Annotated in this window: 22 protein-coding genes and 1 riboswitch; of the genes, 13 read left to right on the forward strand and 9 right to left on the reverse strand. The window is 59.3% G+C overall.

From position 1 onward, the window contains the following. Positions 1 to 1,044, reverse strand: a 1,044-nt coding sequence (gene mqo / locus ACIP66_RS23070; RefSeq protein WP_400651163.1) for a malate dehydrogenase (quinone), incomplete at its 3' end; no start/stop codon positions are given. Between the two features lie 403 nt (positions 1,045 to 1,447). On the opposite strand from mqo, the gene ACIP66_RS23075 reads away from it, so the two are divergent. Further along, the gene (locus tag ACIP66_RS23075; protein WP_156316182.1) at positions 1,448 to 1,684 is read left to right on the forward strand and encodes a hypothetical protein; all 237 of its coding nucleotides are present in this window, start codon (positions 1,448 to 1,450) and stop codon (positions 1,682 to 1,684) included. Between the two features lie 69 nt (positions 1,685 to 1,753). On the opposite strand, the gene ACIP66_RS23080 is transcribed toward ACIP66_RS23075, so the two are convergent. Further along, positions 1,754 to 1,987: a hypothetical protein gene (locus tag ACIP66_RS23080; RefSeq protein WP_212548761.1), complete on the reverse strand. Its 234-nt coding sequence runs from the start codon at positions 1,985 to 1,987 to the stop codon at positions 1,754 to 1,756. Positions 1,988 to 2,192: 205 nt separating this feature from the next. Between ACIP66_RS23080 and ACIP66_RS23085 the strand changes: the two genes are divergently transcribed. After that, on the forward strand, positions 2,193 to 2,777 hold the full coding sequence (locus tag ACIP66_RS23085) for a YajG family lipoprotein (protein WP_400651165.1): 585 nt from the start codon (positions 2,193 to 2,195) through the stop codon (positions 2,775 to 2,777). Between the two features lie 160 nt (positions 2,778 to 2,937). On the opposite strand, the gene ACIP66_RS23090 is transcribed toward ACIP66_RS23085, so the two are convergent. After that, entirely contained in the window at positions 2,938 to 3,144 is a 207-nt protein-coding gene (locus tag ACIP66_RS23090; RefSeq protein WP_027612213.1) for a hypothetical protein, read from the reverse strand. A gap of 193 nt (positions 3,145 to 3,337) precedes the next feature. Here ACIP66_RS23090 and ACIP66_RS23095 point away from each other — a divergent pair, with 193 nt between their 5' ends. Continuing rightward, positions 3,338 to 3,616 (forward strand): hypothetical protein, encoded by a 279-nt coding sequence (locus tag ACIP66_RS23095; RefSeq protein WP_400651166.1) that lies wholly within the window; start codon positions 3,338 to 3,340, stop codon positions 3,614 to 3,616. A gap of 90 nt (positions 3,617 to 3,706) precedes the next feature. Here ACIP66_RS23095 and ACIP66_RS23100 read toward each other — a convergent pair whose 3' ends face one another. Then, positions 3,707 to 4,816 (reverse strand): 1-acyl-sn-glycerol-3-phosphate acyltransferase, encoded by a 1,110-nt coding sequence (locus ACIP66_RS23100; protein WP_400651189.1) that lies wholly within the window; start codon positions 4,814 to 4,816, stop codon positions 3,707 to 3,709. 196 nt (positions 4,817 to 5,012) lie between these two features. Between ACIP66_RS23100 and ACIP66_RS23105 the strand changes: the two genes are divergently transcribed. The 4 genes from ACIP66_RS23105 to ACIP66_RS23120 all read left to right on the forward strand — a co-directional run bounded on the left by ACIP66_RS23105 (position 5,013) and on the right by ACIP66_RS23120 (position 7,250). Next, positions 5,013 to 5,195: a CPXCG motif-containing cysteine-rich protein gene (locus ACIP66_RS23105; RefSeq protein WP_053123703.1), complete on the forward strand. Its 183-nt coding sequence runs from the start codon at positions 5,013 to 5,015 to the stop codon at positions 5,193 to 5,195. Between the two features lie 9 nt (positions 5,196 to 5,204). Continuing rightward, positions 5,205 to 5,465, forward strand: a complete 261-nt coding sequence (locus tag ACIP66_RS23110) for a putative signal transducing protein (protein WP_007912819.1) — start codon at positions 5,205 to 5,207, stop codon at positions 5,463 to 5,465. 35 nt (positions 5,466 to 5,500) lie between these two features. Beyond that, a complete protein-coding gene (locus ACIP66_RS23115; protein ID WP_159814633.1) occupies positions 5,501 to 6,124 on the forward strand; it encodes an SOS response-associated peptidase in 624 nt (207 codons plus the stop codon). Between the two features lie 307 nt (positions 6,125 to 6,431). Continuing rightward, positions 6,432 to 7,250 (forward strand): M48 family metallopeptidase, encoded by an 819-nt coding sequence (locus tag ACIP66_RS23120; RefSeq protein ID WP_053123698.1) that lies wholly within the window; start codon positions 6,432 to 6,434, stop codon positions 7,248 to 7,250. Between the two features lie 199 nt (positions 7,251 to 7,449). Here the strand turns inward: ACIP66_RS23120 and ACIP66_RS23125 are convergent, their stop codons facing one another. The 3 genes from ACIP66_RS23125 to ACIP66_RS23135 all read right to left on the reverse strand — a co-directional run bounded on the left by ACIP66_RS23125 (position 7,450) and on the right by ACIP66_RS23135 (position 10,293). Next, positions 7,450 to 8,034 carry a TMEM165/GDT1 family protein gene (locus tag ACIP66_RS23125; protein WP_053123696.1) on the reverse strand — a complete coding sequence of 195 codons (585 nt, stop codon included), beginning with the start codon at positions 8,032 to 8,034 and terminating at the stop codon, positions 7,450 to 7,452. An 89-nt stretch (positions 8,035 to 8,123) separates the two neighbouring features. Then, a riboswitch (yybP-ykoY riboswitch) is annotated at positions 8,124 to 8,246 on the reverse strand. A gap of 50 nt (positions 8,247 to 8,296) precedes the next feature. Continuing rightward, positions 8,297 to 9,295 (reverse strand): methyltransferase, encoded by a 999-nt coding sequence (locus ACIP66_RS23130; protein WP_400651167.1) that lies wholly within the window; start codon positions 9,293 to 9,295, stop codon positions 8,297 to 8,299. Positions 9,296 to 9,327: 32 nt separating this feature from the next. Then, positions 9,328 to 10,293, reverse strand: a complete 966-nt coding sequence (locus tag ACIP66_RS23135) for a 2-hydroxyacid dehydrogenase (protein ID WP_400651168.1) — start codon at positions 10,291 to 10,293, stop codon at positions 9,328 to 9,330. Between the two features lie 245 nt (positions 10,294 to 10,538). Between ACIP66_RS23135 and ACIP66_RS23140 the strand changes: the two genes are divergently transcribed. Then, complete coding sequence (locus ACIP66_RS23140) at positions 10,539 to 11,168, forward strand: LysE family translocator (protein WP_053123690.1); 630 nt, start codon at positions 10,539 to 10,541, stop codon at positions 11,166 to 11,168. A gap of 128 nt (positions 11,169 to 11,296) precedes the next feature. Here the strand turns inward: ACIP66_RS23140 and ACIP66_RS23145 are convergent, their stop codons facing one another. Next, positions 11,297 to 12,061 (reverse strand): helix-turn-helix transcriptional regulator, encoded by a 765-nt coding sequence (locus ACIP66_RS23145; protein ID WP_053123688.1) that lies wholly within the window; start codon positions 12,059 to 12,061, stop codon positions 11,297 to 11,299. An 85-nt stretch (positions 12,062 to 12,146) separates the two neighbouring features. Here ACIP66_RS23145 and ACIP66_RS23150 point away from each other — a divergent pair, with 85 nt between their 5' ends. From ACIP66_RS23150 to ACIP66_RS23170, 5 genes are all read left to right on the forward strand, one after another. Further along, on the forward strand, positions 12,147 to 13,331 hold the full coding sequence (locus tag ACIP66_RS23150) for an MFS transporter (protein WP_400651169.1): 1,185 nt from the start codon (positions 12,147 to 12,149) through the stop codon (positions 13,329 to 13,331). Between the two features lie 146 nt (positions 13,332 to 13,477). Then, complete coding sequence (locus ACIP66_RS23155; protein WP_400651172.1) at positions 13,478 to 15,160, forward strand: fatty acid--CoA ligase; 1,683 nt, start codon at positions 13,478 to 13,480, stop codon at positions 15,158 to 15,160. A gap of 336 nt (positions 15,161 to 15,496) precedes the next feature. After that, a complete protein-coding gene (locus ACIP66_RS23160) occupies positions 15,497 to 17,386 on the forward strand; it encodes a DUF1302 domain-containing protein (RefSeq protein WP_400651174.1) in 1,890 nt (629 codons plus the stop codon). A gap of 28 nt (positions 17,387 to 17,414) precedes the next feature. After that, positions 17,415 to 18,779 (forward strand): DUF1329 domain-containing protein, encoded by a 1,365-nt coding sequence (locus ACIP66_RS23165; protein WP_053123680.1) that lies wholly within the window; start codon positions 17,415 to 17,417, stop codon positions 18,777 to 18,779. A 624-nt stretch (positions 18,780 to 19,403) separates the two neighbouring features. After that, on the forward strand, positions 19,404 to 22,139 hold the full coding sequence (locus ACIP66_RS23170; RefSeq protein ID WP_400651176.1) for a LuxR C-terminal-related transcriptional regulator: 2,736 nt from the start codon (positions 19,404 to 19,406) through the stop codon (positions 22,137 to 22,139). Positions 22,140 to 22,209: 70 nt separating this feature from the next. Here ACIP66_RS23170 and ACIP66_RS23175 read toward each other — a convergent pair. Continuing rightward, positions 22,210 to 23,840, reverse strand: a 1,631-nt coding sequence (locus ACIP66_RS23175) for a calcium-binding protein (RefSeq protein WP_400651178.1), incomplete at its 5' end; no start/stop codon positions are given.

A 23,840-nucleotide genomic window follows, 5' to 3' on the forward strand; every position in this document is an offset into this window, starting at 1 on the left:
GGCCAGCATCGGCCCGATGGTGCCGGCGCGACCCGTCCGCGGCAGGTCCATGAAGGAGCCGTGCTTGAGGAACTTAGTGGTGAAACCGGCGGATGGCCCGAACAGCAGGGATTTCTTGCCGTCGACCACGCGGGTGTCCAGGTGCGGCACCGACATCGGTGGCGAACCCACAGCGGCCTGGCTGTAAACCTTGGCCTGATGCTGTTTGACCACTTCCGGATTATCGCAACGCAGCCACTGGCCGCTGATCGGGAAGCCGCCGAAGCCTTTGCTTTCTTCGATGCCCGAAGCCTGCAGCAACGGCAACGCCGCGCCACCTGCACCGAGGAAAACGAACTTGGCGTCGACTTCACGGGTGTTGCCGTTGTTGACGTCTTTGATGCTGACGGTCCAGCCGCTGCCGTTACGCTTGAGACCAGTCACGCGCTTGCAGTATTTGACTTGCGCGTCCGGAGCGCTGGTCAGGTGCTTGAGCAACTGATTGGTCAGCGCGCCGAAGTTGACGTCGGTGCCGTTCATCACGCGGGTGGCAGCGAGGAATTCGTCCGGCGAGCGGCCCGGCATCATCAGCGGCATCCACTCGGCCATTTTCGCCTTGTCTTCGGTGTATTCCATGTCTGCGAAGGCGTGGTGCTTGTGCAGCACGTCAAAGCGTTCTTTGAGGAACGACACGCCGGAATCACCCTGCACGAAGCTCAGGTGCGGTACCGGGCTGATGAACGATTTGCACGAGCCGAAGGTGCCTTTCTTGGTCAGGTACGACCAGAACTGCTTCGACACCTCGAACTGGGTGTTGATGTGCACGGCTTTCTTGATGTCGACGGTGCCATCGGCGGCCTGCGGCGTGTAATTCAGCTCGCAAAGACCGGCGTGACCGGTACCGGCGTTGTTCCACGGGTTGGAACTCTCCGCAGCACCGGAATCCATCAGCTCGACGACTTCCAGCTTGATCGCGGGGTCGAGCTCTTTGAGCAGTACGGCGAGGGTGGCACTCATGATGCCGGCCCCAACCAATACTACGTCGACTGCTTCGTTATGCGCCATTTAACGCGTCTCCAAAATCTGCAGCACCAAATTGTCGGCATGGCTGCCAGGCGTTCCGGGACAGATCAATTGTGTCCAGGCTATCCGTGGTCAGGTTCGCCATGTCCGAATCTTCGCAATTTTTCGCAACTTCGACGGATGCATGCGGCCTGGCTTTCAAGAGCTCCATGAACTCATTTCAGCACGCAGCTGGCAATTCGACTTATGGTCGAGACATCCGTTTTTGTGCAACCAAATCCGTAGCGGACAGGCTTCAGGCTCCGATATTCGAGGTATACCCGGTCCTGTGTCGTTGGGCTGTTCCAGACGCTAATGGTGCATGTTCAGACGCAAAACTATTCATTTGCTCGCCACACTCTTGTGAAGTTGTGAAAACCCGTTTTTTTCACGCTCTTTTGAAGACGTGAACCTCAAAAAAGGGCTGTCTTGGCTTGGCACCTTGCCCGAGGGCAAAAACAACGCGGCGGCCGAGCGTCATGACAGCTCTGCAGATTCGCGAAAAGCGGGGTTTTTGCCGGAAGAACAGGCAAGCGCGCCAACTTCACTCGATCTGTGTGGGCGGCTCTCTGTGGGCGATTTTGATGTCGATGCGATGCGCATTGACGCTGTTGCGGGGCCCGATCAGGAGACGTCCTTATAATCGGGGGGAGATTGTATCGAAGAAATGCGGGGAGTTGGTCGTGTTTAATGACTTTTATTAGGCATCCGGTCAGATGCTCAACATCGCCTGAGCGCGTGCACGAGCCTGCGGCGCTATGACGCGGGCGCTGGCGGGCAATGGGTGGTGCAACCAGTTGAGACGAATTTCTTCGATTTCCACCCAACCGTCACCCATCGGTTGCAGGCTGCACTGCTTGAATGCCTGACAATGGCCATTGCGGTCGAGCAGGGCAAAGCTGCGGTGCAACGGGCGTGGCGCAAACAACGAGATCAAATAACGCATGGCCGATTACCTTGCTGGAGGACTTGTTTGAAGGTTGCCAGCAGGGCGTGACGTCAACATGTACGGCAGATGACAGCGGCGTGACAGGAACCGGCCTGCCACGGCTGTGTCAGACATTTCAGTATTCACCGTGTGACGCTGGTGACCCGCAGTGGCCCACCGCTATACTGCCGGCCTGTTTGTGCCTGATTCTGGAGAGAAGAGCATGTTGCAACGCCTGTTGTTCGGTTTGATCACTGTGGCCGGTTTGACCCTGGCCGGCTGCGCCCACAGCCCGCAACAACTGAATCCGGAGCCGAAGCTGACCACGCAGTTGCCTGCGGTCGGCCGTGGTCAACCCGTTATCGTGCGTGTGGTTGACGGGCGTCCGTCGCCAACCCTCGGCACCCGTGGCGGCCTGTACCCGGAAACCAGCGCCATCACCGTGCAGCGCGAGCAGATCCTGCCGAAGCTGCAGGCTCAGGCTGAAGCCGCCGTGCGTCTGCTCGGTTTCACCCCGACCAACAATGCACCGAACGCGCCGCAGCTGACCGTGACCCTGGCCGAGCTGAAATACCAGTCGCCGAAAGAAGGCATGTACGTGACGGAAGCCACCATCGGCGCGACCTTCCGCTCCGACGTGCAGAACGCCAACCGCCGTTACAGCGGCCGTTACGGCGCGTCGCTGGATCAGCGTTTCGGCATGGCGCCGAACCAGGAAACCAACACCAAACTGGTCAGCGACGTGTTGAGCGATGCGCTGACGCGTCTGTTCAAGGATCCGACCGTGGGTCAGGTGCTCGCTGAGTAAGTTTTCAGCGGATGTGAAAAAGCCCGGGGCCAGTGATGACCCCGGGCTTTTTCATACAGATCGATTCCCTGTAGGAGCTGCCGAAGGCTGCGATCTTTTGATGTTGGTTTTAAGATCAAAAGATCGCAGCCTTCGGCAGCTCCTACACGGGGAGTTTTATTCAGGCAGCCTGCGAGTAGAAGTCGAGCACGCTAACCCCTGTCAACAAATCCGTTTCCGGCAAGTCCGCATGCTGATGCCCGCCCAGCGCGCAATACACCAACCAGTGGCGATCCTGAACATTGAAGGCAAGGCTGCCAACGAGGCTTTGCTGTTCGTCGGTCGGGGTGATGAGGTAGAGGCGATCCTGGTTTTCGGCGTGCAACATGACGCGTTCCCTGTCGGTTTCGAGGCGCGCATCTTGGTTTATCCAGATGACGATGCCGTGACACAGGACAGCCATCGGTCGATTGTTACGTTATTTGTCGTAAAGGCTGGGGCAGGGGGCCAAGGTTTGGTTAGAATCCGCGCCGCGGTCGTCGGTCTGGCGCCTGCCACACCGGTTTAGATAGAGGTCTGTGATGTCGCTGCACTTGATGACGCTGTTTACCGCCCATCCCGCCAAATTGATTAACGTCCTGGCGCTGCTGTTGGCGTTCCCCGGCAGTTGGCTGCTGCACGCAACCCGCCGCCGCGAACAGCGCGCGATGGCCAGCATCGCCGCCCAGCGCAACGCGCAGCCGAACGCCGAGCCCATTCTTGATTGGGCAACCTTGCGCATGAACCGGTTTTTCTATCGATTTGGTTTTGCTTGCCTGGGGCTGGCACTGATCGTCTCGTGGATCAGCACGCGTTACTAAAAGCAAAAGATCGCAGCCGTCGGCAGCTCCTACATGAATCCACTGTAGGAGCTGCCGAAGGCTGCGATCTTTTGATCTTGCTCTGAAAATTTAAAGCGGCAACCCGGCCTTAACGCGGTATTGGTTACGCACCGGCGTCGCATATTGCAGCACCAGATACGGACGATGCTCTGCAGGGCAAGCATCCAGTCGGCTCTGCCATTCTTCCTGCGCCTTGGCCAGTTCATCCGCCGCAAACACCTCGGCAGCCTTCGGCACATTCAACTGCGGATCCGCATCAGCCCACTGCGCGTACGCCAAGTAATGCACCGGGAATAACCGGTAGCCGCCGAGAATCTGCTTGTCCATCTCGACCGCCAATTGCTTGGTGTCTTCGAACAGCTCGGTGATCGGCGCAGCAAAGTTCACGTGCACCCGGCCCTTGTAGCCGGTGATGCCCTTGGCAATGCTCACGTCGTCCTCGCCCGGCGCTTTCGCGTAGGTGCCGGAGGTGGCGCGGATGTACAGCTCGCGGGCCTTGGCCTGGTCGCACGGGTCGTATTCGTAACTGATCGACACCGGGGTGACGTTCAGTGAGCGAATGACTTCGCCGAACGGCTCGTCCTTGCGGCTCATGTGGAACATCTTGAGGATCGCCGACTCGGTGCGATCATCGCCATCCTTCGCCCGACCTTCAGCCTGCGCGATCCAGATCGACGCGCAATCGTTGCGGATCGAGTGATTGATGTACGCCGACAACAGCTGATACGCAGCCATTTTCTCGCGACGGCCGGTGATCGAACGGTGAACGATGAAGCTCTTGTTCAAGCGCATCAGATCGCTGACAAACGGCTTTTGCAGCAGGTTGTCACCGATGGCGATGCGCGGCGTCGGCAGGCCGGCGTGGTACACGGCGTAGTTGACGAAGGCCGGATCCATCACGATGTCGCGGTGGTTGGCGATGAACAGATAAGCGCTGCCGGACTTGAATTGCTCGACACCGGTGTAGGTCACGCCGTCGGTGGCGCGCTCGATGGTGTGGTCGACGTAGGACTCGACCTTGTCTTGCAACGTCGCCACCGAGGTCACGTCGGCGAACTCACGACGCAGCCGATGGGCTATAAGTGGTTTGAGCATCCAGCCGAAAGCACCGGCAAAACGCGGGAAGCGGAAGTGGGTGAGGATATCTAGTAACGCCTTGTCGCCGAGCAGTCTTGACAGTAACTAAGGTACTTCGCTGTCGTCGTAAGGTCGGATGGCATCGAATTCGCCCATCATGCTCTCTTGTTAGAAACGGCTAGGGTAAGTAAAGGTTTTGATCGAAAACCAACGGGGCACGGTCTGAAAAGTCAGCCAGACAAAAATAGCCCTGCAAATAGACCGGCGATTATACGCACAAGTCACTTGGGAGACCGCGATGCTGGAGAGCGCACTGTACGAATGTCCGTATTGTGGTGAGCAAGTTGAAACGACGGTGGATCTGTCCGGCGGTGATCAGACCTACATTGAGGACTGTCAGGTGTGTTGCCGGCCGATCACGTTCGTCTTGCAGGTACACGGAGAGGATTGGTTTCTGGAAGTCTTCAGCGAAAACGAGTGAGGCGCGCCCATGCAGCGAATCTACGAGCCGGAAAACCTGATGGAAGGCGAAATGCTCAAAGGCATGCTCGCCAGCGAGGGCATTGAGGCGCACTTGATTGGCCGCGATTTGCTCGGCGGCACCGGTGAGTTGCCGATCTTCGGCTTGCTCGGGCTGTCGGTCGACAACGACCAGGCCGAATACGCCCGCGAGCTGATCACCGCGTACAATGCCGCGCTGCCGCTGCCCGGCGACGAACCGGAGAGCTTCCCGGGGACGCTGGTCTGTTAGGCTGACGATCGTTTTATTTAGAGTCTTGTTGCCCCATGTGTGGACGTTATGCCCTGTTTCGCTGGAACCGCGACTTTGCGACCCTGCCAGGTTTTCCCGCCGATCAACAGGCGCAGTGGAACATTTCCCCGAACGATTCGGTGTTGATGCTGCGTGCCGGTGACGCCGGCGAACGCACGCTGGCCCGCGCCCGCTGGGGGCTGACGCCGCCGTGGCTGACCGATCTGTCGAAAACACCGGCGCATGCCCGCGCGGAAACCGTGGCCGAACAGCCGATGTTCCGTGAGGCGCTGCGTCAGCGTCGCTGTCTGTTGCCGGCGAATGGTTTTTACGAATGGCGCGGGACTCAGCGCAAACGCCCGTACTGGCTGACGCCGGGGGAGGGCGCCTCGCTGTTTTTCGCGGCAATCTGGGAAGCGTATCCGGTGCAGGAACAGGTCTGGTTGAGCACGGCAGTAATTACGCAGTCGGCGTCGAGTCAGCGCCGACCGTTGATTCTGGATGAGGCGGGGCAGGCGGCGTGGCTGGATCCCGAGACGCCGTTGCATGTGTTGCAGGCGTTGCTGGCGAGTGAGCCGGCGGTGTTGCGGGAGCGGGTGTTGGCGAATTTGATCAATGATCCGAAGCTCAATGGACCGGAGTGTTTGACGCCGGGTTGAGTTGTCTGGTGTATCAAGAGCCCCTCACCCTAACCCTCTCCCAGAGGGAGAGGGGACTGATCGAGGTGTCTTGCTTCATACATCGACCTGAGAAATCGAGTCGATTATGGATTCAAAGCAGATCGTTCAGGTCGGCGAACTTCTTGAATATCCCCCAATCAGTCCCCTCTCCCTCCGGGAGAGGGCTAGGGTGAGGGGCTTTTGAACTGTGGGACATGTCTGAAAGTCACTGCAACACGTCCGTTGTATCTGGCGTCGATACAATTACCCGCCTAGGATACCCGGCAGGTTTTCAGGGAGCTTTTGAATGAACAAGACATTGGTTGTAAGTGCACTGAGCGCAGCGTTGTTGCTGGCCGGTTGTCAGTCGGTCAACACCACCAGCGGCGGCGCCGTGGGTGTGGAGCGCAAGCAGTACATGTTCAGCATGCTGTCCTCGCAAGAGGTCGACCAGATGTATGCCCAGTCGTATCAGAAGACCGTCGGCGAAGCGTCCACCAAAGGTGTGCTGGACAAGACCAGCAGCGACGCCAAACGCGTTCAGGCGATCGCCGACCGTTTGATCGCTCAGGCGCCGAACTTCCGCCCCGATGCGGCGCAATGGAAATGGGAAGTCAATCTGATCAAGAGTGACGAGCTCAACGCCAACTGTGGTCCTGGCGGCAAGATCATTTTCTACACCGGGCTGATCGACAGCCTGAAACTCACCGACGATGAAATCGCTGCTGTCATGGGCCATGAGATTGCCCACGCCTTGCGCGAGCACGGTCGTGAAGCGATGTCCAAGGCGTACGGGATTGAAATGGCCAAGCAGGGCGCGGGTGCGTTGCTCGGTCTGGGCCAAGACAGCCTGGCGCTGGCCGACACCGTGGCCAATTACGGCATGACGCTGCCGAACAGCCGCGCCAACGAAAACGAGGCCGACCTGATTGGCCTGGAACTGGCCGCCCGCGCCGGCTACAACCCGAATGCCGCGATCACCCTGTGGGACAAGATGAGCAAGGCCTCGGAAGGTTCACCACCGGAATTCATGAGCACTCACCCGGCATCGGCTAGCCGGATTGCTTCGTTGCAGGCAGCGATTCCAAAGGTCATGCCGCTGTACGAACAAGCCCCGAAATCCTAAGAGTCGAAGGACACAACGATTCTTCAGGTTGGGAGGGCTGTTGTGGCGAGGGGATTTATCCCCGATGGGCTGCGAAGCAGCCCCAAAACCTGCAAATGCGTTATGTCTGACACTCTGAGGCAGCAGGTCTGGGGGCGCTTCGCGCCCCATCGGGGATAAATCCCCTCGCCACAGGTGTTGGGTAGTTCAGTAGATCGGGTTAAACCCAACCACTGCTCTGCATCGCTTTGTACACCGCGACAATTGCCAGAATCATGAACGCCGAAGCCGCGAGGCGACGGATCAGGGTCAGTGGCAATTTGTCGGCGGCAAAGTTACCGGCCAATACCACCGGCACGTTGGCAATCAACATGCCCGCCGTCGTCCCGATAATCACCAGCCACAAGTCAGGGTATTGCGCGGCGAGCATCACCGTCGCGACCTGAGTCTTGTCACCCATTTCAGCCAGGAAGAACGCAATCAGCGTGGTCAGGAACGGCCCGAACTTGCGTGCCGTGCTGCTTTCATCGTCGTCCATTTTGTCTGGCACCAACGTCCACAGCGCCGTGGCCGTGAAGCTCGCGGCGAGGATCCAGTGCAGCGTCGCATTCGAGAAGAAACTGCCGAACCAGGCGCCTACCGCACCGGCTGCTGCGTGGTTGGCCAGGGTCGCGGCGACAATACCGGCAATGATCGGCCAGGGTTTGCGGAAGCGAGCGGCGAGAATCAACGCGAGCAGTTGCGTCTTGTCGCCGATTTCGGCCAAGGCAACGATTGCGGTGGGAACGAGTAACGAGTCCAGCATCAGGATTTTCCTAAGGGGCGGGTCGACACGGCTATGACACGTACAGCCTTCCCGCCCCGGGTAAGGTGTGCGTGTCATAGGTCTTGTCAAACCCTGCGATCCGTCTGATGCGGACGCTTGGGTCGCATACGCCATGATCTGAGGATCAAGTATGTTGACGTATGCCGGACGAGCTTGGCGCTCGTGGGAGACTACTCCCCTAGGACGGAGCGGATTCTGCCTAGGCAAATCCGATTGAGCAAGCCTCTTTTTGAAAGAAGATCTAGCCGCGCTTGGCCCGGTAAATCCGGAAGCCATTGCCTTCGGCCTTGATCGCGCACACGCCCAGATGCTCTTCGATCAGCGGCTGATACTTGAGGAAGCTGTTCGCGACCAAGCGCAGTTCGCCACCGTTTTTCAGATGTTTGGCCGCTTTTCGCAGCAAGTTCTCGGTGGCGAAGTAATCAGTGTGCACGCCGACATGGAACGGCGGATTGCTCAAAATTGCGCTAAAACCCATCGGCGCCGCATCGATGCCATCGCCCGTCAGCACCTCGGCCTCCAGACCGTTAGCGGCCAAAGTCAGACGACTGCTGGCAGCGGCAAACGCGTCGACATCAAGCAGCGTCACCTGATTATGCGGATAGCGACGCTTCACCGCCGCGCCCAAGACACCCGCGCCACAACCGAAGTCGAGCAGATGGCCACTCGGCAATTTGTCCAGATGTTCCAGCAGCAGGGCGCTGCCGCGATCAAGACGACCGTGGCTGAACACGCCCGGCAGGCTGATCACTTTCAGCGGACCTTCGGCCAGCGGCAATTCATAAGTCTGCGCCAGGCTTTCCAGCGATTTCGTTTCTGGCGCGTTGGCCACGGTGACTTGCCAGAGCTGGCAGTGACGCGCGCTGTCGAGTTTGCGCGGCTTGCCGAACGGACTGAGCTGTTTCGACGCGCCTTCGATGCCGCTGCGTTTTTCCCCGACCAGAAACACTTCTCGACCGGCCAGACGCGAGGCCACGGCGTTGAGGATGTAATCGGTCAGATCCTTGGACTTGGGCAAGAACACCACAGCGCTATCAAACTCACGCTCCGGAACATTCACGCCGAAATGGCTGCGACCTTCGAAGCGAGCGTCCAGCGCCGCTTGATCGCCGGCATGCCAGCACCAGCCGAAGGCGTTGGGCAAGCGCCCGAGCAGATCGTCGGCGGGCAAACCGGCCAACAACAACGAACCTTGAAACAACTCGGGCTGACGAAGCAGTACTTCACTGCGCGGATCCATAACTGCTCCTCAAAAAAAAGTGCCGCAGTTTATCAACTGACGACCCGCAGCGCCTTACCGCTGAAGAACGCCTGAGCGTTTTCGGTCAATTGACCGACGATTCGCTGGCGCGCTTCAACACTGCCCCAAGCGTTATGCGGCGTGACGATCAGACGTGGAATGTCGGCGGCCAGCAGCGGATTGCCTTGAGTCGGCGGCTCGACGCTCAACACATCCGTCGCCGCGCCGCCAAGGTGGCCATTACGCAGCGCATCGGCCAACGCCTGTTCATCGATCAAACCGCCACGCGCGGTGTTGACCACGAAGGCGCCGGGTTTCATCGACGCCAGTTCGCGGGCACCGATGAAGTGGCGGGTGTGCTCGTTGAGCGGGCAGTGCAGGGTGAGGGCGTCGATTTGCGGCAGCAGTTCCTCCAGCGGCAGACGATCCGGGCGGGCAGGGCGCCCGGGGATCTGTCCGAGCAAAACGCGCATGCCGAAGGCTTCGGCCAGTCGCGCCACCGCGCCACCGAGTTCGCCGTGACCGAGCAAACCCAGGGTTTTGCCTTCCAGTTCAACAATCGGATAGTCGAGCAGGCAGAACTGTTTCGCCTGCTGCCAGCGACCTTCGCCGACGGCTTTCTGATAATCGGCCAGACGCGTGGCGAGGTTGAGCAGCAGCATGATCGTGTGTTGCGCCACCGACGGCGTGCCGTAACCCTGACAGTTGCACACGGTGATGCCGTGAGCGCGGGCGGCGGCGAGGTCGACGTTGTTGGTGCCGGTCGCGGTGATCAGGATCAGTTTCAGATCGGGGTTGGCGGCCATCGCGGCGGCGTCGATCAAAATCTTGTTGGAAATGGCCACGGTGGCGCCTTGCAGACGTTCGCTGACTTGCTCGGGCAGGGTCTGGGCGAAGAGTTGCAGATCGCTGAAACACTCGCGCAACGGACTGAGGTCGAGGTCGCCAAGATCGAGCGACGGGTGATCAAGGAATACGGCGCGGCGCGTGTTCGTCATCAACTGTACCTTTTAGGCTTTGAGCGTTGGGCGTAATCTGCCGAGCCTACCAGATGAAACAATTGGTTACTCGATGCCTGAGATGCTCACAAAACCTGTAGGAGCCGAGCTTGCTCGCGAAGACGTGGTGTCAGACAAATGGAAGTCGCCTGACACTCCCTCTTCGCGAGCAAGCTCGGCTCCTACAGGGACATGCGTCGCCCAGCGAGTCTAATTTTATCCGACCTGATTCAGAGGAGCCCCCCATGTACTGGACCGAGTTCTTGACCGTTGCACTGATCCACCTGCTGGCCGTCGCCAGCCCCGGCCCGGACTTTGCCGTGGTGGTGCGCGAAAGCGTGACCCACGGGCGTCGCGCCGGTACCTGGACGGCACTCGGTGTCGGTACGGCGATTTTCCTCCATGTCGGTTATTCGTTGCTCGGCATCGGCCTGATCGTGTCGCAATCGATCGTGCTGTTCAACGCGTTGAAATGGGCGGCGGCGGCTTATCTGCTGTACATCGGCTTCAAGGCCTTGCGCGCGCAACCGGCGAAAACCGTCACCGACGATCTGCACAAAGAAGCCGGCGTACGCACGGCTCGCGGCGCGTTCACTTCGGGCTTCGTGACCAATGGCCTCAACCCGAAAGCCACGCTGTTCTTCCTGTCGCTGTTCACCGTGGTGATCAACCCGCACACGCCGCTGTCGGTGCAGGCCGGTTACGGGATTTATCTGGCGGTCGCGACGGCCGTATGGTTTTGCCTGGTGGCGATGCTGTTCAGCCAGCAACGTGTACGCGCCGGTTTTGCCCGTATGGGCCACTGGTTCGACCGCACCATGGGCGCGGTGCTGATTGCTCTCGGCGTGAAAATCGCGTTTACCGAGATGCATTGATTGCAGAAACACCATTCAAAACTGTGGGAGCGAGCCTGCTCGCGAAGGCGTCGGATCAGTCGATATCACAGATGACTGGAAGATTGCTTTCGCGAGCAAGCTCGCTCTCACAGGGAGATGGGGAATTCCTACACAAGCTCGCTGAGTTTGCTCAGGTTGTTGAGGTAATCACGGGGATTTTCCCCAAGCAAACGGCGAAACATCGCGCTGAACGCCCGCGCGCTGCCGTAACCCAGATCCCGCGCCACACGCTGCACGCTGTCCCCGGCGAGCAGACGTGGCAGGGCTTCCATCAGGCGCAGTTGCTGGCGCCAGGCGTTGAAACTCATCTGCAACTGTTGCTGAAACAGCCGTGCCAACGTCCGTGAGCTGGCGCCGACCTGCTGCGCCCAGTCTTCCAGGGTATTGGCATGATCGGGGGTGTGCAGCAGTGCCAGACAGATGTTTTGCAGACGCCGGTCGCTGGGCATCGGAATGTGCAGCGGCAGGTTTTCCAGACTGGCGAGTTCTTCCAGCATCAACTGCTGAATCAGCGGGTTGTCGGCGTGCGGCGGCCCTTGCACGGCACGCAGAATCAGCTCGCGCAGCAACGGTGTCACCGCCAATACGCAGCACTGTTGCAGGCTGGCGGGTGACAATTCTGGCGCGATGAACAGCGAGCGCATCTGCACGTCACCGCTCATGAAAATCTCGTGCGCCACCTCGGGTGGAATCCACACCGCGCGACTCGGCGGAATCACCCACGCACCCGATTCCGTAACCACGCGCATGATCCCGCTGACCGCGTACAACAACTGCGCCTCGCGATGCAGGTGGAGCGGCTGGTGGGCGCCGTCCAGATAATCCCGGGGGTAGGCACTCACCGGGCCGTGTTCGAAATGGCTGATCAACATGTCTGATTCGATGACTTGCTTGGCAGGAATGCGCTTAACGGCCAACCTAGCATAGACGGCACACAACAACGTAAAGCGTGCCGCCATGAATCAATCCCGCAATGTCATTCGCTACATCAACGCCGCCCATGTGATCGATCACATGTTCATGCTGATTTTTCCCGCCGCCGTGCTCGGTATGACCCAGGCTTTCGGCCTCGATTACGCCACGCTGATCGGCCTGTCGTTGGGAGGATTCATCGCCTTCGGCGCCTGTTCGTTACCTGCCGGTTGGCTCGGCGATCACTGGAGTCGGCGGCAGATGATGCTAGTGTTTTTCTTCGGTATCGGCGCTTCGGCGATCTTCACCGGGCTGAGCAACAGCCCGAGCATGCTGGTGATTGGCCTGACCCTGGTCGGTATTTTCGCGGCGATTTATCACCCGGTCGGCACAGCGATGCTGGTGGCCTACGCACAAAACCGTGGCCGCGAAATTGGCATCAACGGCATGTGGGGCAATCTGGGCGTGGCGTTTTCGGCGCTGATCACCGGCTTGCTGGTGGCGCAGTTCGGCTGGCGCTCGGCGTTTCTGATACCGGGCGCAGTGGCGATTGTGCTGGGTTTTGGCTTCGCCTTGCAGGTGCGTGAGGAACCGATTCCGAAGCGCCCGCACACGCCACTCAAAGGCGCCGCCGGTCAGCGCATCTCGATGGTGATGGTTTTCGGCGTGCTGGCGTTGGCCACGGCCACCGGCGGCGTGGTGTTCAACGCCACCACCATGACCTATCCGAAGCTGTTTCAGGAACGTTTACATGAGCTGTTCGCCTCGCCGCAAACCCTCGGCGTGGTGGTCAGTCTGGCCTATGCCTTCGGTGCGATTGCGCAATTGAGCATTGGTCGTGTGTTGCATCGGCTCAGCCTGAAATGGCCGTTTGTTGTCCTGACGTTGTGCCAGGCACCGCTGCTGTTTGCGTTGGCCTATGCCGACGGCTGGGCGGTGATCGCCCTCGGTGCAGCGTTCATGTTTGTGGTGTTTGGTCAGGTAACAGTCAATGATGCGATGGTCGCCAACTTCGTCGCCCCGCAGTGGCAATCACGGGTGTTCGCCCTGCGTTACTGCTTATCGTTCGGCGCCAGTGCGACGGCGATTCCGCTGATTTCCTATGTTGAACCGCGCCATGGTTTTGTAGGCCTGTACTTGATTCTCGCGGGTTTCGGCGCGTTGACCTTCCTTGCAGCAGTCGTATTCCCACGGACACCTTCCGAGGAGGCTGTAGGGCAAACGGCCTGACCTGGGACGAAAGTCGGCAAATGCTGGCGCAAAGCTAGCATTTGTACGGCTCTGCAAATCATTCCTTTGGCTGATTTGGCTGGCGTATAAGGGTTCTAGAGTACAAATCTCTATGCCAACACCGTGCAGCCAGAAAAGGGATTCATATGTTGCAGACTCGCGTCATTCCCCCGGCCGATGGGGCCTACCAGTATCCATTGCTGATCAAACGGCTGCTGATGTCCGGCGCCCGTTACGAGAAAACCCGCGAGATCATCTACCGTGACCAGATTCGCTACAGCTACCCGACCCTGATCGAGCGTGTTGCGCGGCTGGCCAACGTGTTGACAGCGGCCGGTGTGAAGGCCGGCGACACCGTCGCGGTGATGGATTGGGACAGTCATCGTTACCTGGAATGCATGTTTGCGATTCCGATGATCGGCGCGGTGATCCACACGATCAACGTGCGCCTGTCGCCCGAACAAATCCTCTACACCATGAACCACGCCGAAGACCGCTTTGTGCTGGTCAACAGCGAGTTTGTCGGCCTCTATCAAGCGATCGCGGCGCACCTGACCACGGTCGAGAAGACCTTGCTGCTGACTGATCTGCCGGAAAAAACCGCCGACTTGCCGAATCTGGTCGGCGAGTACGAGCAACTGCTGGCGGCTGCGAGCCCGCAGTACGATTTCCAGGATTTCGACGAAAACTCCGTCGCGACCACGTTCTACACCACCGGCACCACCGGCAACCCGAAAGGCGTGTACTTCACCCATCGGCAACTGGTGCTGCACACCATGGGCGTGTCGACGATCATGGGTTCCATCGACAGCGTGCGCCTGCTCGGCACCAACGATGTGTACATGCCGATCACGCCGATGTTCCACGTCCACGCCTGGGGCCTGCCTTATGTTGCGACGATGCTGGGGCTGAAACAGGTTTATCCGGGGCGCTACGATCCGGAATATCTCGTGGAGTTGTGGCGCAAGGAGAAGGTCACGTTCTCCCACTGCGTGCCGACGATCCTGCAAATGCTGCTCAACGCCAAAGGCGCGCAGGGCACCGATTTTGGCGGCTGGAAGATTGTCATCGGCGGCAGTGCGCTCAATCGCTCGCTGTACGAAACCGCCAAGGCGCGCGGCATTCAACTGACGGCCGCCTACGGCATGTCGGAAACCGGCCCGCTGGTTTCCTGCGCACACCTCAATGATGAATTGATGGCCGGCAGCGAAGACGAGCGCACCACTTACCGGATCAAGGCCGGTGTGCCGGGGCCGCTGGTGGAAGCGGCGATTGTCGACGCCGAAGGCAATTTCCTTCCGGCGGACGGCGAGACCCAGGGCGAACTGGTGCTGCGTGCGCCATGGCTCACCGAAGGTTATTTCAACGAGCCACAGAAAGGCGCAGAACTCTGGGCCGGAGGCTGGCTGCACACCGGCGACGTCGCCACGCTCGACAGCATGGGCGTGATCGACATCCGCGACCGCATCAAGGACGTGATCAAGACCGGTGGCGAATGGATTTCCTCGCTGGACCTCGAAGATTTGATCAGCCGTCACGTCGCGGTACGCGAAGTAGCAGTGGTCGGCATCGCTGATCCGCAGTGGGGCGAGCGCCCGTTTGCGCTGCTGGTGATCCGCGAAGGGCACGTGATCGGGGCCCGTGAGCTCAAGGAACACCTCAAGCCGTTTGTGGAATTGGGCCACCTGAGCAAGTGGGCGATTCCGAGTCAGATCGCCCTTGTTACCGAAATTCCCAAGACCAGCGTTGGCAAGCTCGACAAGAAGCGCATCCGCCTCGACATCACCGAATGGCAGGCCAACAACAGTACCTTCCTCTCGACACTTTGAGTGTCTTCTGGCGCGCCGAAAACGGCGCGCCAGCCCCACCAAGCAAGCGCTTGGCTTGTGAAATCAAAAAAATCAGCCATCCTTGCCGTGCCGACGCGTGTCGGACTGGCGAAAGGACTGTTCCAGAGTGGTTGGCCACTGCAAATCACACTTTAGAGGGATCAAGCAGTACCACCTGCTGGATATAGTCCGTTCAAGGATTTTTAAGAACGGAGCACACGCACAGATTGGGGCGAGCAACTTTGGAGTGATTTCGGGCAGCCTTGGCGCCCGGCCCTCCACAGCGTTTTTAAAAGTACTCACTGCCATAACAATAATGCACATGGAGTAGCGTCGATGACCTCAGTAAACCAGTTCTGGCGCCGGGCGAAACTGCCTCTGGCGGTCAGTCTTGCCTCTTCGCTCGCCGGGCCCGCATTCGGCGTCAGTTTCAACGTCGGTGAAATCGAGGGTCAGTTCGACTCGTCCCTGTCGCTTGGTGCCAGTTGGTCTACTCAGAGCCCGAACAAGAACCTCATCGGCGTCAACAACGGCGGCCATGGTCTGTCGCAGACTTCCGATGACGGTCACGCCAACTTCAAAAGCGGCGAAACCTTCTCGAAAATCTTCAAGGGCATCCATGACCTTGAACTGAAGTACGGCGACACCGGCGTGTTCGTCCGTGGCAAATACTGGTACGACTTCGAACTCAAAGACGAAAGCCGTGAGTTCAAGGACATCAGCGACAACAACCGCAAGGAAGGCGCGAAGTCCTCCGGCGGGCAGATCCTCGACGCCTTCGTCTACCACAACTACTCGATCGCCGATCAGCCGGGCTCCGTGCGTCTGGGCAAACAGGTGGTGAGCTGGGGTGAAAGTACCTTCATCGGCGGTGGTATCAACTCGATCAACCCGATCGACGTGTCCGCGTTCCGCCGTCCGGGTGCCGAGATCAAGGAAGGCCTGATTCCGGTCAACATGTTCTACGTCTCGCAGAGCCTGACCGAAAACCTCTCGGCTGAAGCGTTCTATCAGCTGGAATGGGATCAGACCGTTGTCGACAACTGCGGCACGTTCTTCTCGCAACCGGACATCATTGCCGATGGCTGCGACAACAACCTGCGCGTACTGAACAAGCGTTCGCAGATTCCGGCGGTTGCCTTGGGGCCATTGGCGGCCAACGGCGTCAACGTCGACGAAGAAGGCGTGCTGGTGCGCCGTGGCGGCGACCGTGATGCGCGCGACAGCGGCCAGTGGGGCGCGTCCTTCAAGTACATGTTCGACCCGCTCGACACCGAGTTCGGCGCCTACTTCATGAACTACCACAGCCGTGCGCCGATATTCAGCGCCACCGGTGCGCCACAATCGGTATACAACACCGCACGTGCGCTGCCAGGCCCGTTCGCGGCACTTGCGCCGCTGTTGGTCGCGGGTAACTCGGAGTATTTCGTTGAGTATCCGGAAGACATCCGTCTTTATGGTCTGAGCTTCTCCACCACCTTGCCTACCGGTACCGCGTGGAGCGGTGAGATCAGCTACCGTCCGAATGCACCGGTACAACTGAACTCCACCGACATCCTGTTCGCCGGTGTACGTCCGCTGGGCGGCGCACTGACCAACGCTTCGCTGCTCAACGGCGTTCCGGGTCAGGATCTGCATGGCTACCGTCGCAAGGAAGTGACGCAGTTCCAGACCACCCTGACGCACTTCTTCGATCAGGTCATGGGCGCCAGCCGTCTGACCGTCGTGGGTGAAGTCGGTGTGACTCACGTTGGCGGCCTGGAAAGCACTTCTGATGTTCGTTATGGCCGTGATCCGGTCTACGGCCCGGGTGAGCTGCCAGCGACTGGCGGCATCGACACCTGCGCCAACATCCTCAACGCCAGCACCATCAACGGTGCCGGCCCGGGTTCGCCGCAGAACAACCGCAGCCGCAACTGCACCAACGAAGGCTTCACCACTGCGACGTCGTGGGGCTATCGCGGCCGTGCCATCTGGGAATACAACGACGTGTTCGCCGGTGTGAACCTCAAGCCGAACGTGGCTTGGCAGCACGACGTCAGCGGCTACTCGCCTGGCCCTGGCGGTAACTTCGAGGAAGGTCGCAAAGCGGTCAGCCTCGGTGTCGACGCTGAATACCAGAACACCTACACCGCCAGCCTGGCTTACACCAACTTCTTTGACGGCAAGTACACCACTGTGGACGACCGCGACTTCGTTGCGCTCAGCTTCGGCGTGAACTTCTAAGCACTGCATTTTCAGGACGAACGAATTTATGAAAATAACAAAGAGTCTGTTCCACGCGGGTGTTCTGGGTCTGTCGTTGCTGGCGACCGGTGTGATGGCGGCCGTCCCGGCTGCCGAAGCCGACAAACTGGGCAAGAGCCTGACGCCGATGGGCGCGGAAATGGCCGGTAACGCTGACGGTTCGATCCCGGCGTGGAAGCCGTTGCCGAAAAATGCCGGCAGCGTCGATGCGCGCGGTTTCCTGTCCAATCCTTATGCCAGTGAGCAACCGCTGTTCACCATCACCGCCAAGGATGTCGACAAGTACAAGGACAAACTGGCGCCGGGGCAGTACGCGATGTTCAAGCGCTACCCGGACACCTTCAAGATGCCGGTGTACCCGTCCCACCGTGGCGCGACTGTGCCGGATGACGTGTTCGCCGCCATCAAGAAAAACGCCACCAACACCAATCTGGTGTCCGGCGGCAACGGTCTGGAAAACTTCGAAACCGCAGTACCGTTCCCGATTCCGAAAAGCGGTGTGGAAGTCATCTGGAACCACATCACCCGCTATCGCGGCGGCAGCGTGACCCGTCTGGTAACCCAGGCCACGCCGCAACCGAACGGCTCGTACAGCCTGGTGTACTTCCAGGATCAGTTCGTGTTCCGCGACAAGATGAAGGACTACGACCCGAAAAACCCGGGCAACATCCTGTTCTACTTCAAGCAGAAAGTGACCGCGCCAGCGCGTCTGGCCGGTGGTGTGCTGCTGGTACACGAAACCCTCGACCAGGTTAAAGAGCCACGTTCGGCGTGGGTCTACAACGCCGGTCAGCGTCGTGTGCGCCGTGCGCCACAAGTGTCCTATGACGGCCCGGGTACTGCGGCAGATGGCCTGCGTACCTCCGACAACCTCGACATGTTCAACGGTGCGCCGGATCGTTACGACTGGAAACTCGAAGGCAAGAAAGAGATGTACATCGCTTCCGACAGCTACAAGCTCGACGATCCGAAGCTGAAGTATTCCGACATCATCAAGGCTGGTCACATCAACCAGGATCTGGCACGTTACGAGTTGCGTCGCGTCTGGCACGTGGTGGCCACCCTGAAGGAAGGTCAGCGCCATATCTACGCCAAACGTGACTTCTACATCGACGAAGACACCTGGCAAGCAGCGGTTATCGACCATTACGACGGTCGTGGCCAACTGTGGCGCGTAGCCGAGGCGCATGCCGAGGACTACTACGACAAGCAAGTGCCGTGGTACGCCCTGGAAACTCTCTACGACCTGCAGTCCGGCCGTTACCTGGCACTGGGCATGAAGAACGAAGAGAAGCAGGCGTATGACTTCGGCTTCACCGCCACCACCAGCGATTTTACCCCGGCCGCTCTGCGCCAGGATGGCGTTCGCTAAACCGCAGTAAACCCGAGGCCGCATCCTCGTAAAAACGCCCCGACTGGTTCGGGGCGTTTTTTTTGCGCTTTTCGCGGCGCCTCTGAATTGCTTTTGTAGGAGCTGCCGAAGGCTGCGATCTTTTGATCTTTTGTTTGGGCCGTGGGTTTTGGGGGCATATCCGTTGCTGCGGTTGGGGCTTCTGGCGGTTTCGCTCTTACAGCGAGTCCCTTTTTCAAACGCCAAAAAGGAACCAAAAGGCTTTGCCCCCGGCGTACGGCACTTCGCTTAGGCTCAGTGTTCCCTCGCTACGGTGTTCATCCGGGGGCATCGCCTACGGTTTGCTTCGCTGCACCTCCTCTCGATGTGTGCGGCTGCGCCGCACGGCGCTGCGCGCCTGCCCCGGATGAACACCTACGCTCGGCCTGCCGATGGGGGCGAAAATCTGAAGCCAAATCAAAAGCCACAGCAGATCAAAAGATCGCAGCCTTCGGCAGCTCCTACAGGTCGAAATACGGGGCGAATGGCGCATTCTGGAAAGACTTTTGTAGCCATTTGTAGCAGCAACCTTCATTACCGGTACGTTTAAGGCTAGTCTGCGGACATCTGCAACGCCGCCAATAGCCATTCAAACAAGAGCCGGCCATGACTGATCTGTCCCCACTTCCGGGTCCTGCAAGCGTTGCCGTCGCGGCACTGGACGGGCGTTTCTTCCGTCCACCGTTGCCCGACGGCTATGTTTTGCGACCACGCCTGTGCGAACGCCTGCAAGCCGGGCTCGGCGGGCGATTGTTACTGGTCAGCGCACCGGCCGGGTTCGGCAAGAGTTCGCTGGCGGTGGAGTTCTGTCAGAGCCTGCCGGCGCACTGGCAAAGTTTGTGGCTGGGCCTGAGCCCGCGAGACAGCGACCCCGGGCGCTTTCTCGAACGTTTGCTCGAAGGCCTGCAGGACTACTTTCCCCAAGTGGGCAGCCGCGCATTGGGGCTGCTGAAAATGCGTCAGCGCCATCAGCCGTTTGCCTTTGAAGAATGGCTCGACGGCTTGCTTGATGAGTTGGCGCTGCACCTCGATACCGCGACGCCGCTGCTGCTGGTGCTCGACGATTACCATCTCGCCCAAGGCCCGGTGCTCGACCGTTGCCTGCAATTTTTCCTCAATCATTTGCCCGACGGCTTGCTGGTGATGGTCACCAGTCGCCAGCGGCCGGACTGGCATCTGGCGCGTTTGCGCCTGTCCCGTCAGTTGCTTGAACTGCATGAACAGGATCTGCGCCTGACCCACGACGAAGCCCTGACTTTGCTCGATCGCCACAGCAGCTCATTGCGCGGCGAAGCACTGGAGAGTCTGATTCAACGCAGCGAAGGCTGGGTTGCCGGGTTGCGTTTCTGGTTGCTCGCAGTGGCCGAAGCCGGCAACGATGCCGCGTTACCGCAAGCGCTGAACGGCGGGGAAGGGCTGATCCGCGATTATCTGCTCGAAGAAGTCATCGATTGCCTGCCGGCCGAAGTGCAGGCCTTTCTCTACGACACCGCGCCGCAAGAACGTTTTTGCAGCGAGCTGTGCGACGCCGTGCGCGAAGCCCATGACAGCGCCGAGATTCTGCGTTTTCTGCAGGCGCATCAGGTGTTTCTGGTGCCGCTCGACGAGCACGGTCACTGGTATCGCTATCACCATTTGTTCTCCGATCTGTTGCGCAGCCGTCCGATCGCTCAGGCCATGGTGCCGACCGCGACGCTGCATCTGCGCGCCTGTCGCTGGTTCAACGCGCAAGGCTTGCTCGATGAAGCGGTGGAGCAGGCGTTACGCGCCGGCCATCTCGACGTCGCGGCGAATCTGGTGCAGAACCTGTCAGAAGAACAACTGCTGGCCGAGCAAAACGTCGGGATGCTGCTGCGCTGGAAAATGGACTTGCCCGACAGCCTGCTGATCAGCACGCCGCGCCTGATCGTGCTGTACAGCTGGGCATTGGGGCTGGCCTGTCAGCTCGATGCTGCCGAAGAACTTTCCAGCCATTTGAGCCGCTTCCTGCCGGCACCCTCAGCCACTGCGCAAAAGTCGATGCTGGCGCAATGGCTGGCGCTGAGCGGGATCATCGCCCGTGGGCGCGGCCATCGTGAACTGACCCTGAAATATTGCAGCGAAGCGCTGGAGAGCCTGCCGGCTAAGCGCTATGGCCAGCGTCTGATGTGCTTGTCGACGCTGTCCAATCTGGCGATTGCCGACGGTGATCTGTGGCGCGCGCGTGGGCTCAACCGTGAATCGCTGGAGCTGGCGCAGCGTGTCGGCAATCCGCTGTTCGAAGCCTTGGCGCATTACGATCGCGCTCGCGTGTTGCAGGCGCGTGGCGAAATTCTGCGGGCACTGGATGAAGTGCATCAAGGGTTGGAGCGCTTGCGCGGTTTGTCACCGCAGCGCCTGTACGCAGTGCGCGCACGTTTGACGTTGTACGAAGGTTTTCTGTTAGCGATGCGCTTGCAGCCGCAAGTCGCCCGTACGCGTTTGTTGGCCGGCATCGGCGAGGCGCGTGCCTGTCGCGACATCAGCGTATTGATCGGCCATTGCGTGATAGCGCGGCTGGACGGTGCCACCGGCGAATTCGCCAAAGCCTTCGCTGAACTCTCCGAAGCCGAACGGCTGATGCACATCTGGGACGTGCCGCCGATCTACTATCTGGCGATGATCACCCTGGTCAAATGCGAGCTGTGGCTGGCGCAGGGCCGCACCGATCTCGCCGAGGCCTGGCTGGCGCGACTGGGCCAGACTTACACCGGGGAACGCGCGGCCGCGCCACCGGAGTTTCATCCACAACTGCCGTTGCACGTTGAATTGCAGCAGGCGCTGCTCGACATCATTCAGGGCCAGCCGATGCTCGCCGAAGGGCGCTTGAACGTGTTGCACGAGAACGGTCAGCAAACCGGGCGACAGTTGCTCAGTGTGATGGCGCTGACGCAAAAAGTGGCGTTGCTGCTGGCCGGTGGACGCGAGCCGGAAGCGCGCAAGGCATTGAGTCAGGCGCTGGAAGCCGCGGCTGGTGGCGTGCTGCAGCCGTTTGATGCGTTGATCAAAGGGCACACGGACTGGCTGCGCGCCCAATTGGCGCCGATCGCGTCGACCCTTGTCGGTCAGCAGTTACTGGGGCATATGCCGCATGTCGCTGTCCGTGCCGTGGCCGAATGTTCAGCGGCGGAACAACTCAGCAGCCGCGAACTGGCCGTGCTGCGCCTGATCGCTCAAGGCTGTTCAAATCAGGAAATCAGCGAGCAGTTATTTATCTCGCTGCACACCGTGAAAACCCACGCCAGCCACATCAACAGCAAACTGGGTGTTGAGCGGCGCACGCAAGCGGTCGCTCGGGCCAAAGAGTTAGGTCTGTTGTCCTAGCGAAAAAAAACACCCCGCCAAGGCGGGGTGTTTTTTTTACCAACTTCGATCCGTTAAGTAGTCGAAAGGATCAGACCAGCACGTCGTTCGCACTGAGCGTGTTGACACCCACCATCAAAATTTCGAAATTACCCCCGAGATCACTGCTCATGCTGCCCGACAGGACATGATTGTCGAAGCGCAGTTGGCCAATTCCGGTGAATTCACTTGAGCCAATGAAGGTCATGTGCTGGATGCCAAGGGCACCCTTCGGATCAATATCGAAATTGGAGAAATCGATCTTGTCGCCTTCCTGCGCGTTGAAATCGGCGATGACGTTGTGAGAGGCTGTCCCACCCATTGCTGCATTGATGTTGATCAAATTGTTGAACGTAAAGGTGTCGGCTCCTGCACCGCCGTTCAACATGGTATCTGCTATCCCGCCGTATAACGTGTCGTTGCCTTCTGCACCGTACAGTTTGTCGGTGCCGCCGAACCCCTGAAGCACGTTGTTGCCCGAGTTCCCGATCAGGATGTTGTCGAGGTTATTGCCGGTTAATGACAGGTCCGCGTTACCGAGCATCGTGCCATCCTCGACGCTTTCCGCAAGGCTGTAGTCGACCCAGGTGCGGACAAGGTCATGGCCGTCATCGGGAAACTCGACCACGAGGTCATTAATATTGTCCACGATATAGATATCGTCACCGCCCAAGCCAATCATGCGGTCGGCACCGAGTCCCCCCGACAAGATGTTATTACCCTGATTGCCGGTCAAAGCGTTATCCAGAGCATTACCGGTCAGACTCAGGTCTTCGTTGCCAAGCATGTAGCCATCTTCGACATTGTCCGCCAGTGTGTAGCTGACAATGGTGTGGATCGTATCCATACCTTCATCGGCGAATTCGATGACGACGTCATGAATGTTGTCGACCCTGTAAGTGTCGTTACCCGCACCGCCGATCATGGTGTCAGCGCCCATCCCGCCGTCGATAATGTTAATGCCTGCGTTGCCAGTAATTACGTTATCCAGACCGTTGCCTGCCAACGTGGAGTCGGCGTTGCCAATCATCGTGAGGTCTTCGATATTGTCCAGAAGCAGGCTGTAGCTGACACTGGTTATAACCAGATCATGGCCTTCGCCGGCTTGTTCGATCACGACATCCCTCCAGTCATCCACGATGTAGATATCATCACCTGCGCCACCAATCATGGTGTCGATGCCTGCGCCGCCATTGAGGGTGTTGGCAAGCGCGTTGCCGGTCATCCGGTTGTCTCGCTCATTACCGGAGGCGTTGATGGCATTGCCAATCAGGATCACATTTTCGACGTTGGTGCCGAGGGTGTAATCGATGGAGGAGAACACGCGATCAAGTGCGGTCAAAGAGGCATCGGTTTCAATGACGACATCGCCGACGTTGTCGACGTAATAGGTGTCGACACCGTCGCCACCGATCATGGTATCCGTACCGAGGCCGCCATTGAGGGTGTTGGCGGCGGCGTTACCGGTCAGCGTGTTGTTCAGTTCGTTGCCGGTACCGTTGACGGCATTGCCGGTCAGCACCAGGTTTTCCAGGTTGGCACCCAACATCCAGTCGATCGAGGCGCGCACGGTATCGATTTCAGTGGTCAGGGTGCTGGTTTCCGTCACTGTGTCGCCGACGTTGTCGACGATATAGGTGTCGTTGCCCAGGCTGCCGATGTAGGTGTCGGCGCCGAGACCGC

Source organism: Pseudomonas sp. NPDC088429 (genome assembly GCF_044753305.1).
GTDB classification, from domain to species: Bacteria; Pseudomonadota; Gammaproteobacteria; order Pseudomonadales; family Pseudomonadaceae; genus Aquipseudomonas; species Aquipseudomonas rustica.

What these genes read in the sequence shown, in the direction of transcription:
- ACIP66_RS23120 (WP_053123698.1), top strand. Translation starts at nt 6,432, where the DNA reads ATGAACAAGACATTGGTTGTAAGTGCACTGAGCGCAGCGTTGTTGCTG.
- ACIP66_RS23140 (WP_053123690.1), top strand. Translation starts at nt 10,539, where the DNA reads ATGTACTGGACCGAGTTCTTGACCGTTGCACTGATCCACCTGCTGGCC.
- ACIP66_RS23110 (WP_007912819.1), top strand. Translation starts at nt 5,205, where the DNA reads ATGCAGCGAATCTACGAGCCGGAAAACCTGATGGAAGGCGAAATGCTC.
- ACIP66_RS23090 (WP_027612213.1), bottom strand. Translation starts at nt 3,144, where the DNA reads ATGTTGCACGCCGAAAACCAGGATCGCCTCTACCTCATCACCCCGACC.
- ACIP66_RS23125 (WP_053123696.1), bottom strand. Translation starts at nt 8,034, where the DNA reads ATGCTGGACTCGTTACTCGTTCCCACCGCAATCGTTGCCTTGGCCGAA.
- ACIP66_RS23130 (WP_400651167.1), bottom strand. Translation starts at nt 9,295, where the DNA reads ATGGATCCGCGCAGTGAAGTACTGCTTCGTCAGCCCGAGTTGTTTCAA.
- ACIP66_RS23085 (WP_400651165.1), top strand. Translation starts at nt 2,193, where the DNA reads ATGTTGCAACGCCTGTTGTTCGGTTTGATCACTGTGGCCGGTTTGACC.
- ACIP66_RS23105 (WP_053123703.1), top strand. Translation starts at nt 5,013, where the DNA reads ATGCTGGAGAGCGCACTGTACGAATGTCCGTATTGTGGTGAGCAAGTT.
- ACIP66_RS23095 (WP_400651166.1), top strand. Translation starts at nt 3,338, where the DNA reads ATGTCGCTGCACTTGATGACGCTGTTTACCGCCCATCCCGCCAAATTG.
- ACIP66_RS23080 (WP_212548761.1), bottom strand. Translation starts at nt 1,987, where the DNA reads ATGCGTTATTTGATCTCGTTGTTTGCGCCACGCCCGTTGCACCGCAGC.
- ACIP66_RS23160 (WP_400651174.1), top strand. Translation starts at nt 15,497, where the DNA reads ATGACCTCAGTAAACCAGTTCTGGCGCCGGGCGAAACTGCCTCTGGCG.
- ACIP66_RS23145 (WP_053123688.1), bottom strand. Translation starts at nt 12,061, where the DNA reads ATGTTGATCAGCCATTTCGAACACGGCCCGGTGAGTGCCTACCCCCGG.
- ACIP66_RS23165 (WP_053123680.1), top strand. Translation starts at nt 17,415, where the DNA reads ATGAAAATAACAAAGAGTCTGTTCCACGCGGGTGTTCTGGGTCTGTCG.
- ACIP66_RS23150 (WP_400651169.1), top strand. Translation starts at nt 12,147, where the DNA reads ATGAATCAATCCCGCAATGTCATTCGCTACATCAACGCCGCCCATGTG.
- ACIP66_RS23135 (WP_400651168.1), bottom strand. Translation starts at nt 10,293, where the DNA reads ATGACGAACACGCGCCGCGCCGTATTCCTTGATCACCCGTCGCTCGAT.
- ACIP66_RS23115 (WP_159814633.1), top strand. Translation starts at nt 5,501, where the DNA reads ATGTGTGGACGTTATGCCCTGTTTCGCTGGAACCGCGACTTTGCGACC.
- ACIP66_RS23170 (WP_400651176.1), top strand. Translation starts at nt 19,404, where the DNA reads ATGACTGATCTGTCCCCACTTCCGGGTCCTGCAAGCGTTGCCGTCGCG.
- ACIP66_RS23155 (WP_400651172.1), top strand. Translation starts at nt 13,478, where the DNA reads ATGTTGCAGACTCGCGTCATTCCCCCGGCCGATGGGGCCTACCAGTAT.